14 protein-coding genes and 1 riboswitch are annotated in these 14,416 nt (G+C 58.9%); of the genes, 11 read left to right on the top strand and 3 right to left on the bottom strand.

Annotation, left to right across the window (positions count from 1 at the left end):
- Window positions 1-150 precede the first annotated feature (150 nt).
- The 9 genes from KKW20_RS01795 to KKW20_RS01755 all read left to right on the top strand — a co-directional run bounded on the left by KKW20_RS01795 (window position 151) and on the right by KKW20_RS01755 (window position 9,527).
- Window positions 151-963 (top strand): division plane positioning ATPase MipZ, encoded by an 813-nt coding sequence (locus tag KKW20_RS01795; protein ID WP_343207543.1) that lies wholly within the window; start codon window positions 151-153, stop codon window positions 961-963.
- A 97-nt stretch (window positions 964-1,060) separates the two neighbouring features.
- Window positions 1,061-2,008 carry an ABC transporter permease gene (locus KKW20_RS01790; RefSeq protein WP_214565547.1) on the top strand — a complete coding sequence of 316 codons (948 nt, stop codon included), beginning with the start codon at window positions 1,061-1,063 and terminating at the stop codon, window positions 2,006-2,008.
- Window positions 2,005-2,829 carry an ABC transporter permease gene (locus tag KKW20_RS01785; protein ID WP_214565546.1) on the top strand — a complete coding sequence of 275 codons (825 nt, stop codon included), beginning with the start codon at window positions 2,005-2,007 and terminating at the stop codon, window positions 2,827-2,829. Before KKW20_RS01790 ends, KKW20_RS01785 begins: the two co-directional genes overlap by 4 nt.
- Window positions 2,826-4,421 (top strand): ABC transporter ATP-binding protein, encoded by a 1,596-nt coding sequence (locus tag KKW20_RS01780; RefSeq protein WP_214565545.1) that lies wholly within the window; start codon window positions 2,826-2,828, stop codon window positions 4,419-4,421. The genes KKW20_RS01785 and KKW20_RS01780 overlap by 4 nt, the downstream gene beginning before the upstream one ends.
- A complete protein-coding gene (locus KKW20_RS01775) occupies window positions 4,402-5,847 on the top strand; it encodes an aldehyde dehydrogenase family protein (protein WP_214565544.1) in 1,446 nt (481 codons plus the stop codon). Before KKW20_RS01780 ends, KKW20_RS01775 begins: the two co-directional genes overlap by 20 nt.
- A complete protein-coding gene (locus KKW20_RS01770) occupies window positions 5,840-7,003 on the top strand; it encodes a winged helix-turn-helix domain-containing protein (protein ID WP_214565543.1) in 1,164 nt (387 codons plus the stop codon). The genes KKW20_RS01775 and KKW20_RS01770 overlap by 8 nt, the downstream gene beginning before the upstream one ends.
- Window positions 7,004-7,085: 82 nt before the next feature.
- The gene (locus tag KKW20_RS01765; protein ID WP_214565542.1) at window positions 7,086-7,826 is read left to right on the top strand and encodes an SDR family oxidoreductase; all 741 of its coding nucleotides are present in this window, start codon (window positions 7,086-7,088) and stop codon (window positions 7,824-7,826) included.
- Between the two features lie 74 nt (window positions 7,827-7,900).
- Window positions 7,901-8,911 (top strand): P1 family peptidase, encoded by a 1,011-nt coding sequence (locus KKW20_RS01760; RefSeq protein ID WP_214565541.1) that lies wholly within the window; start codon window positions 7,901-7,903, stop codon window positions 8,909-8,911.
- A 46-nt stretch (window positions 8,912-8,957) separates the two neighbouring features.
- Entirely contained in the window at window positions 8,958-9,527 is a 570-nt protein-coding gene (locus KKW20_RS01755; protein ID WP_246534389.1) for a hypothetical protein, read from the top strand.
- Here the strand turns inward: KKW20_RS01755 and KKW20_RS01750 are convergent.
- Complete coding sequence (locus tag KKW20_RS01750; RefSeq protein WP_214565540.1) at window positions 9,524-10,309, bottom strand: alpha/beta hydrolase; 786 nt, start codon at window positions 10,307-10,309, stop codon at window positions 9,524-9,526. The genes KKW20_RS01755 and KKW20_RS01750 overlap by 4 nt on opposite strands.
- A 90-nt stretch (window positions 10,310-10,399) precedes the next feature.
- Here KKW20_RS01750 and KKW20_RS01745 point away from each other — a divergent pair, with 90 nt between their 5' ends.
- Together KKW20_RS01745 and KKW20_RS01740 are read left to right on the top strand one after the other, a co-directional pair.
- Window positions 10,400-11,878 (top strand): NAD-dependent succinate-semialdehyde dehydrogenase, encoded by a 1,479-nt coding sequence (locus tag KKW20_RS01745; protein ID WP_214565538.1) that lies wholly within the window; start codon window positions 10,400-10,402, stop codon window positions 11,876-11,878.
- A gap of 105 nt (window positions 11,879-11,983) precedes the next feature.
- Window positions 11,984-12,223, top strand: a riboswitch (FMN riboswitch).
- Window positions 12,224-12,310: 87 nt separating this feature from the next.
- Window positions 12,311-13,195, top strand: coding sequence for a DMT family transporter (locus KKW20_RS01740; protein WP_214565536.1), 885 nt, complete (start codon window positions 12,311-12,313; stop codon window positions 13,193-13,195).
- Between the two features lie 80 nt (window positions 13,196-13,275).
- Here KKW20_RS01740 and KKW20_RS01735 read toward each other — a convergent pair whose 3' ends face one another.
- Together KKW20_RS01735 and KKW20_RS01730 are read right to left on the bottom strand one after the other, a co-directional pair.
- Window positions 13,276-13,731, bottom strand: a complete 456-nt coding sequence (locus KKW20_RS01735) for an Hsp20 family protein (RefSeq protein ID WP_214565534.1) — start codon at window positions 13,729-13,731, stop codon at window positions 13,276-13,278.
- Between the two features lie 145 nt (window positions 13,732-13,876).
- Window positions 13,877-14,377, bottom strand: a complete 501-nt coding sequence (locus tag KKW20_RS01730) for a hypothetical protein (protein WP_214565532.1) — start codon at window positions 14,375-14,377, stop codon at window positions 13,877-13,879.
- Window positions 14,378-14,416 lie beyond the last annotated feature (39 nt).

The raw sequence follows: 14,416 nt of genomic DNA, 5'->3' as shown, positions 1-14,416 counted from the left end.
GAACGCAAATACCCGCCCAAGCATAGGGCCAAATCGGGGGGACATGTGGGATAATTGGCCTGCAATCCCCCTCTTCCCCCTGACAGATAACGGTTTTATAGTCGCCTTACCTTAAGCTGCAAAAAAACATAACAACCGGGGATGACAGGCGTGGCACATATTATTGTTGTGGGGAATGAAAAGGGCGGCGCGGGCAAGTCCACGGTGTCGATGCATGTGGCCACGGCCCTTGCGCGGCTGGGCAAAAGCGTTGGCGTGTTGGACTTGGATCTGCGCCAGAAAACCTTTGGGCGCTATATGGAAAACCGGCGCGTGACGATGGAAAAAGCGGGGATTGAACTGCCGACCCCGCATTACCAAGAGCTGCCAGAAATTGACCAATCCACCCTGAAGCCCGGCGAAAACCCTTTTGATCGGCGCTTGTCAGAAGCGGTCACCGGCATGGAGTCAGACCGCGATTTCATCGTGATTGATTGCCCCGGATCCCACACGCGCCTGAGCCAAGTGGCGCATTCACTGGCCGACACGCTGGTCACGCCGTTGAATGACAGCTTTGTGGATTTTGACCTTTTGGCCCATGTGGACCCGGACAGCGGCAAGATCACCGGGCCGTCGGTCTATTCCGAAATGGTCTGGAACGCGCGGCAATTGCGCGCCCAGGCCGGGTTGAAACCCATCGACTGGATTGTGGTGCGCAACCGCCTTGGTGCGCAGATGATGCACAACAAGAAAAAGATGGGCAAAGCGGTCGATGACCTGTCAAAACGCATCGGCTTTCGCGTCGCGCCGGGGTTCAATGAGCGGGTGATTTTCCGCGAGCTGTTCCCGCGTGGCCTGACCCTGTTGGACCTCAAGGACGTTGGCGTTGTCGGGCAAATGAACATCTCTAACGTTGCGGCCCGTCAGGAATTGCGCGAGCTTTTGAAGGCGCTGAACTTGCCGGGTGTAGAGGTGCGGATCTGATCCGTCTCTTGCGCATTTTCAGGCTTTGCAGGCCCTATTCTCTACGTCCCTGATATTAGGCCTTTTCTCAGGCCAAGCCCGCGTCTAACCTCGGCTCATGCTGCGTTATATCCTCATCCGCGCCCTGTCTTTGGGCCTCAGCCTTGTGGTGGCCTCTTGGGTGATTTTCGCAATGATCGAGGTGGTGCCGGGGGACCCCGCATCTTTCATGTTGGGCCTGAACGCCCAGCCCGACACGGTGGCGGCCCTGCGCGCGGAATTGGGCCTGAACGGCAGCTTTCTGACCCGTTATTTGGGCTGGATCGGCGGCATGCTCAGCGGGGATTTCGGCACGTCTTACACTTACCGCGTGGCGGTGTCGGAACTGGTGCTGGAGCGGGTTCAGGTGTCCTTGCCCCTCGCGCTTTATGCCCTGATCCTCTCAACGTTGATCGCCGTGCCCGTTGGCATGATCGCCGCCAGCCGCCGTGGTGGCATGGCGGATTTTGGCATTATGGGGGCCACGCAATTGGGCGTCGCGGTGCCCAATTTCTGGTTCGCGATGCTGCTGGTTTTGGTCTTTGCGATCCAACTGCGCTGGTTTTCGGCAGGTGGTTTTCCGGGCTGGGACGCCGGGCTTTTTGCCGGGTTCAAGGCGCTGACCCTGCCCGCCATCGCGCTTGCCCTGCCGCAGGCGTCGATCCTGGCCCGCATCATGCGTTCATCCTTGCTTGAAACCCTGCATCAGGATTACATCCGCACCGCCCGCGCCAAGGGGTTAAGCATGGGCCAAGCCACCCGCCGCCATGCGCTGCGCAATGCGCTCATTCCGGTGCTGACGATCATCGGGCTGCAATTCAGCTTCCTGTTGGCCGGCGCCATCATTATTGAAAACGTGTTTTTCCTGCCCGGTCTTGGGCGGCTGATTTTCCAAGCGATCACCCAACGCGATCTGGTGGTGGTGGAAAGCGTGGTTATGCTTTTGGTCTTTGCCGTGATCCTCGTGACCTTTCTGGTCGACATCACCTATGCGCTGGTCGATCCGCGATTAAGGCGCCGCGCATGAGCCGTTTGCCCCCGCAACTTTGGGTCGGAGCGGGCCTTAGCGCCCTTTTCCTTACCGCTGCCCTTCTGTCCTTTCTCTGGACGCCGTATGATGTGGAGGTCCTGAATATCGCGTCCAAACTGCGTCCGCCGAGTGTGGAGTTTTGGCTGGGCACGGATCATTTTGGCCGCGATATGCTGTCCATGCTGATGGTCGGTGCGCGTACTTCGATTGCGGTGGCAGTGATTGCGGTGGGCATTGGGATTTGCATCGGCGTCCCATTAGGGCTGGCCGCCGCCGCCCGACGTGGATCATGGCTGGACGAGCTGATTATGCGCGGAAATGACCTTATCTTCGCCTTCCCCTCGCTGGTGATTGCGATCCTGATCACCGCCACATTCGGCCCGTCGGCCACCAACGCGATCCTTGCGATTGGCATCTTTAACATCCCCGTTTTTGCCCGTGTTGCCCGTGGCGGTGCGATGAGCATCTGGACCCTTGATTTTATCATGGCCGCCCGCGTGTCTGGCAAATCCATCACCCGGATCAGCGCCGAACACATCTTGCCGAACATCGCCAACCTGTTGATTGTGCAGGGAACTATTCAGTTCTCACTCGGCATTCTGGCCGAAGCGGGGCTAAGTTATGTGGGGCTGGGCGCCCAACCCCCAACCCCAAGCTGGGGGCGCATGTTGGCGGACGCACAGACCATGATTTACACCACGCCGCGCCTTGCCATCACGCCGGGGCTGGCGATTGTGATGATGGTTTTGGGGCTCAATCTGATGGGCGACGGGCTGCGCGATTTGCTCGATCCCCGGATCAGAAGGACGCGCGCATGATTTCCATTCGCAACCTGTCTTTGTCGATCCATGGCAGCCAAATCCTGCGGGATGTGGATCTTGAGATTGCCCCCGGTCAGGTGGTTGGTCTGGTCGGCGAAAGCGGGTCGGGCAAGTCGATGACGGCGCTTGCCTTGATGGATCTATTGCCCCGCGGCGCAAAGGTCGCGGGCGAGATGGACATCGACGGCGCGCCCCTGCCCCACGGTGATGACAAAGCGATGTGCGCCCTGCGCGGCAACCGCATGTCGATGATTTTTCAAGAACCGATGAGCGCCCTGAACCCGGTAAAAACCATCGGCGAGCAGGTCGCGGAAACGCTGATCATTCATGGTCAGGCCGCGCGCGCCGGGGCGATGGAAATCGCCGCACAAAAGCTGACCCGCGTTGGCCTTCCGCAGGACAAGTTTCCGCTGGATCGTTACCCGCATGAGCTGTCAGGCGGGCAGAGACAACGGGTCTGTATCGCGCTGGCCGTCGCGCTGCACCCGGATCTTTTGATCGCCGATGAACCGACAACTGCGCTGGATGTGACCACCCAAGCGCAGATCCTTGATCTGTTGAAAGAGCTGGTGGCTGAGGCGCAAATGGGGCTTTTGCTGATCACCCATGATCTTGCCGTGGTCGCGGGCATGGCGGACCATGTGGCGGTGATGAAATCGGGCGAAATTGTCGAACAAGGCCCAACCGAGGCGCTGTTTCGCGGCATGGCCCACCCCTATACGCGGGCACTTTTCAACGCGTCAAAACACCACCCTGAGCGCACGGATAAGGTGACGGATGCGCCTCTTTTACAGGTTACAGAAGCGGTGCGCGATTATGCCTTGCCCCGCACGTCACTCTTTGGACCCGCGCCAAAGTTTCGCGCCGTGGGCGGGGTGAGTTTCACCCTTAAGAAAGGCGAAAGCCTTGGTTTGGTTGGGGAAAGTGGCTGTGGAAAATCCACACTGACCCGCGCGATTTTAGGATTAGAACCGCTGCAAGGCGGGGAAATCCTGTTGAACGGCCAGCCTGTCACGCCGAAAATGGCGCCCAAACGGCGCGCCGGATTGCAGGTCGTGTTCCAAGACCCTTACGGCAGTTTCAATCCCCGCTGGACGGTGGAGCGATTGGTGGCGGAACCCTTTCACTTGACCGGGCGGCCCGATGATTGGCGCAACCGTGTGCGCGCCGTTTTGGACGATGTGGGCTTGGACGCCGATACGATGCACCGCTATCCGCATGAGTTTTCCGGCGGGCAACGTCAGCGCATCGCCATTGCCCGCGCGTTGATCCTTGAGCCGGAATTGTTGGTGCTGGACGAGGCCGTTTCCGCCCTTGATGTCTCGGTTCGTGCGCAAATCCTTGATCTCTTGGCGGATCTTCAGGCGCGGCGCGGGCTGGCCTATCTTTTCATCAGCCATGACCTTGGCGTGGTGCGCGGGATCACCGATCGGGTGCTGGTGATGCGCGCGGGTGAAATCGTCGAACAGGGCGACACGCGCGATGTGTTTTCGGCACCTCAACACCCTTACACAAACTCGCTGATCGGGGCGGCCCCGGTCATCCCCTCAGCGTGGCAGGAGGCCCAAGATGGACAGTTTATGGTTTGACCCAACCGAGATTTTCGTGGGCGGCGTGTGGCGACAGGCCGAGGGGGGGAAATTGCCGCTTGAGAACCCTTCAACCGGTGACGTGATCTGCGAGATTGCGCGGGGGTCGGCGGCGGATATTGACGCCGCGGTTCACGCCGCCGACGGGGCCCTTGCGGGCGACTGGGGGCGGACCTCTGCGCTGGAACGCGGGCGCATTCTGACCCGCATTGGCCAGCTGGTTTTAACCCGCGTGGACGAGTTGGCCGCCCTTGAGGCCGCAGACGTCGGCAAGCCGCTCTCGCAGGCGCGAAATGACGCAATTGCGCTTGCGCGATATCTGGAGTTTTACGGTGGGGCGGCGGATAAAATCCACGGCGAAACAATCCCTTATCTGGATGGTTACACCGTTTACACCCTGCGCGAACCGCACGGCGTGACGGGCCATATTGTGCCGTGGAATTACCCGATGCAAATCATCGGTCGCTCGGTCGGGGCGGCGTTGGCGATGGGCAATGCGTGTGTTTTGAAACCCGCCGAAGAGGCCTGTTTGACAGCGCTCGCCTTTGCGCGATTGGCCGAGGACGCCGGCCTTCCCGCAGGTGCGTTAAACGTGGTTCCCGGGCTTGGGGCCGAGGCTGGCGCGGCCCTATCAGCGCACCCCGGCGTGCAGCATATCAGTTTCACCGGATCGGTGCCCGTGGGTGGTTTGGTGCAAGCGGCGGCGGCACAGAATGTGGTGCCGGTGACGCTGGAGCTTGGCGGAAAATCCCCGCAATTGGTGTTTGACGACGCGGATCTGGACGCGGCCCTGCCGTTCCTTGTCGGGGCCTGCATTCAGAACGCGGGCCAGACCTGTTCGGCGTCGTCGCGCGTCTTGGTGCAGCGCGGCGTTTACGATCAGGTTGTGGCGCGCATGGGCAAGGCTTACGGCGATTTGCGCGTGGGGCCAGCGGATGCCGATTTGAATGTCGGGCCGCTGATTTCCGCGCGACAAAAAGAGATTGTCACCGGGTTTCTCGCTCAGGGTAAGGACCTGACTGTGGCGGGGCATGGAACGATCATAAATGACGCCCCTGAGGGTGGGCATTTCGTGGCGCCGACCCTTTTTTCCGACGTACCGCCCGAGCATCCCTTGGCGCAGAATGAGATTTTTGGCCCGGTGCAGGTGATCATCCCCTTTGACACCGAAGAAGAGGCCGTCGCGATTGCCAATGGCACCGATTTTGGTCTTGTCGCAAGTGTCTGGTCCGAAAATGGCGCGCGGCAAATGCGGCTGGCGAAACGTCTTCGCGCGGGTCAAGTGTTCATCAACAATTACGGTGCGGGCGGCGGGGTTGAGCTGCCGTTCGGCGGGGTTGGAAAATCGGGCCACGGGCGCGAAAAGGGGTTTGAGGCGCTTTATGGATTTTCCGTGTTGAAAACCGTGGCGGCCAAACATGGGTAATGCCCCCTTAAAGCTGTCCAACGCGGATGCCCGGCGGCTGTGGGTCTGGACCAACGGGCTGGCGGATGCGCCCACCGGGGCCTGTGATCTGATGGGGATCATCGACCGGCTTGGATTTGTGCAAATCGACACGATCCGTAATGTGACCCGCGCGCATAATCACATCCTTTGGTCGCGCAATCAGAATTACCGCGAGGGGGCGGTGTGGGATCATTTGCGCGCGCGTGATGTGTTTGAACATTTCACCCATGACGCCAGCCTGATCGCGGCGGATGTGCTGCCCCATTGGGGGCCACAATTTGACCGGCTGGGGGCCTATTACGCGCGCAGCGAATGGAGCAAGTCTGGCCTTGCCAAGGCGCAGATTGCGCAAATTGTCGATCGCATCCGCGCAGAGGGTGCATTGTCCACCCACGCCTTTGATACCAAAGCAAAAACGCGTGAGATGTGGGCGCGTCCACCGCATAAAAAGGCGTTGGATCAGCTGTGGTATGCGGGGGATTTGGCCACTTGTCACCGCGAAAATTTTGTGAAGTTTTACGATCTGGCAGAGCGTGTGTTCCCGCCCCATTCCCGCAGCGATGACGCACGCGCATTGGCGTGGCTGGGCAAGGCCGCGATGGACCGGATCAGCTTTGGCACCCAAGGGGAAGTGCAGCGATTTTGGGATGTGATGCGCGCAAAAGAGGCGAAGAATTGGATCGCGCAATCGGGGGATTTGGTCCCGGTCGAAGTCACCTGCGCCGATGGATCGTCCTATGCCGGGGTGGCCCATCCTGACATTGAAACGCGGCTGAAATCGGCCCCTGCCGCCACCAGCCGGCTGCGCATTCTGAACCCGTTTGACCCCTTAATCCGCGACCGGATCCGATTGGAAAAACTGTTTGGCTTTGCTTATCGCAACGAGATGTTTGTGCCTAAAGCCAAGCGAATCTGGGGCTATTACGTCTATCCGTTGCTGGAAGGATCGCGCTTTGTCGGGCGCTTAGAGCTGAAGGCGGATCGCACCAAAGGAGAGCTGGATGTCACCGGATTTTGGGCAGAACCCGGGGTGCGCTGGGGGGCTGCGCGGTGGGCCAAGTTGGACGCAGAACTTGTGCGGTTTGGTCGATTTGTTGGGCTGAACAACATCACATGGCAGGTGCCACGCAGGTGAGGGCAACGGCTGTGCGAGCGGCACTTGAAACGAGACAGAATGGGGCGCAAGCTCTGGATGAAACATCTGCGGAGGTCTTACGATGAGACTGGAAGGAAAAACGGCAATTGTCACCGGCGGGGCCTCTGGATTTGGCGCGGGGATCGTGCGCAAATTTGCAAGCGAGGGCGCCGAAGTGATGGTCGCGGATTTGAATATCGATCTGGCGAAAGAGGTCGCGGAGGAGGTCGGCGGGGTCGCGCACCGCGTGGATGTCGCGGCAAATGACAGCGTGGCGGCGATGGCCAAAGCGGCGCAGGACTTGTGGAGCAAGGTTGATATTTTCGTCAACAACGCCGGCATCACCCATTTGCCCAAACCGATGGAGGAGGTCACGGAGGAGGAGTTCGACCGGGTGCTCGCCGTGAATGCAAAATCGGTCTATTTGACCGCGCGCCATTTTGTACCGGGCATGAAAGCGGCGGGGACTGGTGCAATTTTAAACGTCGCCTCCACCGCCGGGCTTAGCCCACGCCCCAACCTGAATTGGTACAATGCGTCAAAGGGTTGGATGATTACGGCGACCAAAACCATGGCGGTGGAGCTGGCCCCGTTTGGGGTGCGCACAAATGCGATTTGCCCGGTGGCGGGCGACACGCCGCTGTTGTCGAGCTTTATGGGCGAAGACACGCCCGAGATGCGCGCTAAGTTTTTGGCAACCATCCCGATTGGTCGATTTTCCACCCCGGAAGACATGGGGGATGCGGCGTGTTTTCTGTGTTCGGATGAGGCCAGCATGGTCACGGGTGTGGCAATGGAAGTGGACGGCGGGCGTTGTATTTAGCGGGGCCAGGGGCGTTGCCCCTCTGCCTGCGGCATTCACCCCAGGATATTTGAGCCAAGGAAAAGGATAACAGCATGAGACCGGGCACGCGGAATTTGATCACCGATGTGGCGGGATTGCGGGTTGGCAATGCCGAGGATCACCATGTGAAAACCGGGGCGACGGTCTTGGTTTCGGATGCGCCTTTTACGGCGGCGGTTCATGTGATGGGGGGGGCGCCCGGCACGCGAGAAACGGATCTTTTGTCGCCGGACAAGCTGGTGCAGCAGGTCGATGCGTTGGTCTTGTCGGGGGGGTCCGCTTTTGGTTTGGATGCGGCGTCCGGTGTGACGGATGCCTTGCGGGCTGATGGCCGGGGATTTCAGGTTGGCGATCAGCGCGTGCCAATTGTGCCCGGTGCGATCCTGTTTGATTTACTGAATGGGGGCGATAAGGCCTGGGACGAGAACCCGTATAAGGGTTTGGGGCGCGCGGCGTTGGGCAACGCGTCTGCGGATTTCTTGCTGGGCAGTTTTGGGGCCGGCACCGGGGCGACGGTGGACAGATTAAAGGGTGGGCTTGGGTCCGCGTCTTTGGTTCTGGACTGTGGCATTACGGTTGGCGCCTTGGTTGCCGTGAACGCCTTGGGCGCGGTCACAATGGGTGACGGGCCTGAGTTTTGGGCCGCCCCTTGGGAGATGGGTCTGGATGAGGGCGGCGAGTTTGGCGCGCGCGGCATGGGGCAACATGACCCGTGCCATGAGCCACGCCCCGAGGCCGCTTTGGGCGAGAACACCACCATCGCGATCATCGCAACGGATGCGGACCTCACTCAGGCGCAGGCCAAACGCTTGGCCACCGCCGCCCATGACGGCATGGCGCGGGCCATTCACCCCAGCCACACGCCCTTTGATGGCGATCTGATTTTTGCGGCGGCCACGGGGGCAATTCCCCTGCCCGACCCCGGATTTGACGCGCTTCGGTTGGGGCACGCCGCCGCAACCTGTCTTGCGCGGGCCATTGCGCGCGGGGTCTATTCTGCGAGTGCCGCTGAGGGGGACACCTTACCCACATGGGCTGACTCCTTCGCCCAAGAGACTGATTAAGAACGTTTTTTGAACAATATGGAGATTGACCAATATGAAGATTGAGATGAATAGATTTTCCGAAACCACCCGAATGTTGATCTGTGTGGCGGCCTTGGGGTTGCCATCGGCTGTGCTGGCGGATGATGTCACAGACACGCTGGAAAGCGCGTTGCAGGCCTATCAGGATGGGGATCTGAAATACGCGATGGAGGAGCTGGACTTTGCCCGGCAATTGATCAAGGCGCAGAACACCGCATCCTTGACCACCTTTCTGCCGGGCGCGCCTGAGGGGTGGACACGCGAAGTCTCGACCGAGATGACCGCAGGGCTGGCCATGATGGGTGGCGGCGCGGGGGCCGAGGCGAGTTATTCTATGGGCGATCAGCGGTTTACGATCACCTTGATGGCGGACAATCCGATGGTTGGTGCGCTGGCTGGAATGCTGGGCAGTGCCGGATTGATGGGAATGAAACTAGAGCGTGTGGGCCGGATGAAATACCTTAATCAAGACGGTGAACTGTCGGGCATCGTCGACAATCGGATCCTGATCCAAGCCAAGGGGGCAAGCGCGGATGTGATGATCCCAGTGCTGGAAAGCATTGATGTTAAGGGGCTTTCTGGATTTGGTGGCTAAGGTGACACAAGGCGGATGATCATCGAGCTGTCAGGCGCGATAAGATCATCAATCACATCAAAATGATGGCGGTCTGGGGCAATGACCAAATCGGCCTCGTCCCAGGCCATCGCCAAAGCTTGCGCTTGATCGAGAAAGGCGGGGCGTTCATTTGCCCCGACCCAAACGGTGGTGGTCACCCCACGGGTCTTTGGGTTCAGGGTCGGGCTTTCGGCCGCCGCCTCTGCCGCGTCCAGTTGCAATGTCTCGTTCATTGAGGTTTGCATCAGCGGGCGCAAATCCCCCACAGGCGAGATTGACAAGATGTGCTGCACGCGGTTCGCGCAGGCCAGCGGCACATCGGTGCAATTCATCCGGGCCACCAAATGCCCGCCTGCTGAATGGCCCGCAAGCAGGATTGGCCCCGGCACCTCGCGCGCAATCACATCAATCGCGGTGGCGACCTCGGTTGTGATCTGCGAAATCCGCGCATTGGGGGCCAAAGTGTAAGACGGCATCGCCACGGCCCAGCCCTGCGCCAGTGCCCCTGCGGCCAGATGGGAGAAATCCTTGCGCCCAAACGCCATCCAATAGCCGCCGTGCACAAAGATCATCACCCCCTTTGGCGCATCCTCTGGCAGAAAGAAATCATACCTGTTCGCAGATTCTTCGCCATAGTCCTGATCCAACCGAAGGATCTTGTGCGTGGCGCGGTGGTTGGCGGCCAGTTTCTTCCATTTTTTTGGGTAATCCGCACCATTCGGGATGAAATCCGAATTTGCATAGGCTATGTCGAGATCCATGGGAGAGGCCCTATTTTATGTAACGTGTGAGCGACTGGACTTGAACCGCAGGATGCGCCATCCAGATCACATGTGTTATGGGAGATCAAAATGACCGCCAATGCAAGCGAGCTGAAAAGCCTGTTGAAAGATCCGTCGCTGGTGGAAACCCGCGCCTATGTGAACGGCGAATGGATTTCGGCCGATGATGGGGCCACGTTTGACGTGATCAACCCCGCGCAAGGCAGCGTGATTGCCACCGTCGCGGACCTCAGCCGTGTGGAAGTGGCCCGCGCCATTGCCGCCGCTGACAGTGAAGGCCGCAAATGGGCCAAGCGCACCGCCAAGGAACGCGCCAATATCCTGCGCCGCTGGTTTGAATTGATGATGGAAAACCAAGGCGATTTGGCCACCATTCTGACGGCTGAGATGGGCAAACCTTTGGCCGAAGCGATGGGCGAGATCGCTTATGGCGCCTCGTTCATCGAGTGGTTCGCAGAAGAAGCCAAGCGCATCTACGGCGAGACCATTCCCGGCCATCAGCCCGACAAACGCCTGATGGTGATCAAGCAGCCGATCGGTGTGGCGGCGTCCATTACCCCATGGAATTTCCCCAACGCGATGATCACCCGCAAATGCGGCCCGGCGATTGCGGCAGGCTGTGGGTTTGTGGCGCGCCCTGCGGAATTGACCCCGCTGTCGGCACTCGCTTTGGCGGTTCTGGCGGAACGTGCGGGCATCCCGGCGGGTGTCTTTAACGTGGTGCCGTCCTCGCGCGCGTCGGACATTGGCAAAGAGTTCTGCGAAAACCACGCGGTGCGCAAGCTGACCTTTACCGGGTCAACCGGCGTGGGTCGCATCTTGATGAAACAAGCCGCGGATCAGGTCATGAAATGCTCGATGGAGCTGGGCGGCAACGCGCCGTTCATCGTGTTTGACGACGCGGATCTGGATGAGGCCGTGATCGGCGCGATCGCCTGTAAATTCCGCAACAATGGCCAAACCTGCGTCTGCGCCAACCGGATTTACGTGCAAGAGGGCGTCTATGATGCCTTCGCCGAGAAGCTGAAAACCGCTGTGGCGGCGCTTCCTGTTGGGGACGGGTTGAACGAGGGCATCGCCCTTGGCCCGTTGATTTCAGAGGCCGCCGTGCAAAAGGTGCGCGACCATATTGCGGACGCCACATCCAAGGGCGCCGAAGTGATTTTGGGCGGCAAGGAACACGCATTGGGCGGGCTTTTCTTTGAACCGACCATCGTAAAAGGCGCCACCCGCGAGATGGCCTTTGCCGAGGATGAGACCTTTGGGCCGCTGGCGCCTTTGTTCAAATTCAAAGACGTGGACGATGTGATTGCACAGGCCAATGACACCATCTTTGGGCTGGCTTCTTACTTCTATGCCAAGGACTTAAGCCGCGTTTACAAGGTCGCAGAAGAGCTGGAATATGGCATCGTTGGCGTAAACACCGGCATCATTTCAACCGAGGTTGCCCCCTTTGGTGGGGTCAAGCAATCGGGTCTGGGCCGCGAAGGGTCGCGCCACGGGATCGAAGATTACCTTGAGATGAAATACATCTGCATGTCGGTCTAAGCGGCACAGATAAACAGCGAAAAAGGGGGGCTTTGGCGCCCCTTTTTTATGGCCTTGACCACATCCCCCCTTCCCGCCTAGGGTCGCCGCGCTGCCATTTGGTGGCAACATTCTCAGGGCGGGGTGAAATTCCCCACCGGCGGTAAGGGGGTTTTGGGTCACCGATCAACCTGTCTCGTTTTCAAACGGGATAAGGTTGAAAACGCGGCCATAAAACCAAGATCCCCAAGCCCGCGAGCGCCTCGAGTTTTTTGAAAAACACTTGGGTCAGCAGATCTGGTTCAATTCCAGAGCCGACGGTAATGGAGTGTTTGCGCCTGAAAGTCCGGATGAAAGAGAATGGATATTGGGTCTGCGGGTCCGCCTTTGGCGTGGCCCCTGCCCCTGTCCTTCTGCCTTGGGTCACGAGCGTGAACGAGAAAGGACAACGCCATGATCCAGACGATCCCAACCCCCATCAAAGCCGCAGGGCTGATGGTTTTGGCCGGTGCCACATTTGCACTGGTCAACACGGCGCTTCAGGGTGCCACGATGCTTAACGGGGCCGCAGCCCCCAATGTGACGTTTTGGCAATATTTCATTGCCTTAGGGTTTTACCTTCCCTGGATTTTGCGCCATCGCGGCGCGTTGAAAACCGACCAGATCGGCCTGCATGTGTTGCGGGTGGCACTGGCCGCAGGCGGCGTGCAGCTTTGGACCATGGGGCTGGCCCATGTGCCGATTTGGCAGGCGATTGCGCTGATCATGCTGTCACCATTTTTCGTCACCTTTGGGGCAGGTGTTTTCCTGCGCGAAGAGGTGTCGTTGCACCGCTGGGGGGCTGTTCTATTGGGCATTCTGGGCGGCGCGATTATTCTGGAACCCTGGTCAGATCGCTTTCAGATCACCGCACTTTTGCCAGTGGGGGCGGCGGCCCTGTGGGCGGCAAGCTCGGTTGTGACCAAGTTTTTGACCCACCGCGACCGCACCGAAACGGTGACCATTTACCTGCTGCTTCTGCTCACCCCCATCAACGCGGGGCTGGCGCTTGGATCCGGGTTTACCCTGCCCACAAACGCGATATGGCTGGTCATTGGTGCGGGTCTTTTGACCGCGCTTGCGCAGCATGTGTTGGTGCAGGCCTATTCCATGGCGGATACTGCGTTTTTGCAACCGTTTGATCACTTAAAGCTACCATTCAACGTGATCCTAGGCTTTGTCGCCTTTGGTTTTTTGCCGACCGGATCCATGTGGCTTGGCACGGCGATCATTCTTGGGGCGAGCTTTTATTTGTTGCATCAAGAGCGCACGCCCAAAGCCGCTGGAACGCCCGCGTAAACAAACAGCACAACAAAATGGGCGCGGAGATCACGCTCCACGCCCATTCATTATTCGGCATTCACAGTGCTAGCGGGGGATCACACCTCAACCGCGTTGCTTTCAACGGCTTTGGTGCCATTGATCTCAATCCGGCGCGGTTTCAGCGCCTCAGGCACTTCGCGGGTCAGATCAATATGCAACATACCGTGGGCATGGCTGGCACCTGTGACGCGCACATGGTCGGCCAAATGGAACCGGCGTTCAAAGGCACGGGTGGCAATGCCACGGTGCAGATAAGTGCGTTTTTCATCATCCGGCGTCTTTTTCGCGGTGATATGCAAGGCGTTCTGCTTCACCTCAACATTCAACTCATCTTCCGAAAAGCCCGCAACAGCAACCGAGATGCGCCAGGCATCATCGTCAATTTTCTCAATGTTGTAAGGGGGATAGCTGTCGTGACTGCCATCATTTGTCAAAACGCGATCCATCAGATCAGCGATTTGGTCAAAGCCAACGGTGGCCCGGTTCAGTGGTGTCAGGTCAAAATTACGCATTTGGGTGTCCTTTCTAAAAGCGACATATGTAAGCGCCTTCCCCATTGGGACAGGCATGTTACGGGCCCAACAATCGGCGCCCGTCTCATAGATTTAGGAAGGATATTTTCGGGTTCAAGCCCATCAAAGGATGATCCCCCACCCATTATTCCACGATATCAAGGAATGTCTTCATTTCATCAAGCCGGTCGGTCACATCCGCGGCCTCAATCACGCGTTCAATATCTTTGGCGAACGCCGCGAAGTGATCGACAAAAGCGGTGCCGTGCACCTCGCCGCTTATGAAGGTCAGAGAGGCCACAATATCATCGTTCCGAATATTGACAGTGCAGAAAAGGGCCCTTCCTTTGGCGCGTTCCCAACCGCTACAACTCACCCAGTGGAACGGGATGTCATCATTCTCACTTGGACGATAAATATAGACACCACCCGCAGGCATATCACCGGATTTTTTGGTTACATATTCATGGCTTTCATAAGGAACACCACCAAAGATCCTTGTTCCCTCTATGGGATTAAGCGGGAATGCGCTTTTTAGGCGATCGCTGCCGTCCACCCTTTCCATTACCCGAATATCGGATGAGGTAAATCGAGCGAGCAGCTCAGGGACCGATGCGGGGTTAATCCCAGGAGGAATTGATGCCAAGGAAGGTCCCCTCCGCCCCCACGCGGACGGCAGGCGCGA

This window comes from Aliiroseovarius lamellibrachiae (assembly GCF_018599245.1).
GTDB classification, from domain to species: Bacteria; Pseudomonadota; Alphaproteobacteria; order Rhodobacterales; family Rhodobacteraceae; genus Aliiroseovarius; species Aliiroseovarius lamellibrachiae.
Note: the sequence above shows the minus strand (reverse complement) of the source record. Positions and strands in the feature narration are given on the sequence as shown.

Coding starts and splice junctions, on each gene's coding strand:
- KKW20_RS01745 (WP_214565538.1), top strand. CDS start 10,400: ATGACCGCCAATGCAAGCGAGCTGAAAAGCCTGTTGAAAGATCCGTCG.
- KKW20_RS01735 (WP_214565534.1), bottom strand. CDS start 13,731: ATGCGTAATTTTGACCTGACACCACTGAACCGGGCCACCGTTGGCTTT.
- KKW20_RS01750 (WP_214565540.1), bottom strand. CDS start 10,309: ATGGATCTCGACATAGCCTATGCAAATTCGGATTTCATCCCGAATGGT.
- KKW20_RS01785 (WP_214565546.1), top strand. CDS start 2,005: ATGAGCCGTTTGCCCCCGCAACTTTGGGTCGGAGCGGGCCTTAGCGCC.
- KKW20_RS01765 (WP_214565542.1), top strand. CDS start 7,086: ATGAGACTGGAAGGAAAAACGGCAATTGTCACCGGCGGGGCCTCTGGA.
- KKW20_RS01740 (WP_214565536.1), top strand. CDS start 12,311: ATGATCCAGACGATCCCAACCCCCATCAAAGCCGCAGGGCTGATGGTT.
- KKW20_RS01755 (WP_246534389.1), top strand. CDS start 8,958: ATGAATAGATTTTCCGAAACCACCCGAATGTTGATCTGTGTGGCGGCC.
- KKW20_RS01790 (WP_214565547.1), top strand. CDS start 1,061: ATGCTGCGTTATATCCTCATCCGCGCCCTGTCTTTGGGCCTCAGCCTT.
- KKW20_RS01775 (WP_214565544.1), top strand. CDS start 4,402: ATGGACAGTTTATGGTTTGACCCAACCGAGATTTTCGTGGGCGGCGTG.
- KKW20_RS01770 (WP_214565543.1), top strand. CDS start 5,840: ATGGGTAATGCCCCCTTAAAGCTGTCCAACGCGGATGCCCGGCGGCTG.
- KKW20_RS01760 (WP_214565541.1), top strand. CDS start 7,901: ATGAGACCGGGCACGCGGAATTTGATCACCGATGTGGCGGGATTGCGG.
- KKW20_RS01780 (WP_214565545.1), top strand. CDS start 2,826: ATGATTTCCATTCGCAACCTGTCTTTGTCGATCCATGGCAGCCAAATC.